The organism is Oleiphilus sp. HI0067 (assembly GCF_001635735.1).
Genome location: NZ_LWFI01000081.1, coordinates 1 through 845, shown reverse-complemented (window position 1 = coordinate 845; position 845 = coordinate 1). Strand labels below are relative to the sequence as shown.

Genomic DNA, 845 nt, shown 5'->3' with positions numbered 1-845 from the left:
CAGTAATAGGAGTGAACCCGGATCCAGCAAGGTTTGATGGTCTGCTGCTACCGTTCCAAGTAAAAGACGCGCCTTTGATATTCGGTGACGTTGTTAAAAGCAATTACCAGTCAAAGCAAATCACAATGGCAAAGGCCACGCTAAACGACGGGCAAGAGTTGTTGGCCGTAAACGATCTATTTATCGGACCTCGCTACCAAACCTCTGCTCGATATGAGATTCAGGTAGACGGAAAGCGCGAAGTTCAGTCTTCCAGTGGAATTATCATCTCAACGGGATTAGGCAGTACGGGTTGGTTAAAAAGTGTTGTCGCTGGAGCCTCTGGTGTCATTGGTGGGAGCAGAGAAATCGATGCTTCTTTTGCTTGGGATACGAATCAACTTAAGTTTGCTGTTAGAGAGCCTTTTCCGAGTCAAACAACAGGTACTGAGTTGGTTTATGGTTCCGTAGAAACAGAATCGTCGATGACAGTTTCATCGCTTATGTCGGGGAACGGAGTGATCTTTAGCGACGGAATGGTGGATGATTATTTGGAGTTTAATAGTGGGGCTTTTCTTAATATTGGAGTTGCCGCCATGATTGGAAACTTAGCGTGTTAGTTATGAAATATTTGTGTGACTCTTCCCTCATTAAAAGTGCTGAGTAATCAGTTATTAATCGCTGTTTTGATAAGGTTAAGTCTGTATTTTTAGCGCTTTACGGCTAGCTAGGCTGGTAGAAACTTAAAAGGAAGTATGAATGAAAAATGTATCTGTATTTATGGCCGGTATTATTGCGGTGTCTCTATGTGTGATGGCCGATCCCGCATTGGCTGGTCCGGGCGGTAAAATAGCCTCAACAATATA

General features: G+C 43.7%; 1 pseudogene. It reads left to right on the top strand.

Features of this window, described 5'->3' with window-relative positions:
* A pseudogene (locus A3739_RS29135) lies at positions 1-599 on the top strand (sugar kinase); the annotation flags it as partial.
* Positions 600-845 lie beyond the last annotated feature (246 nt).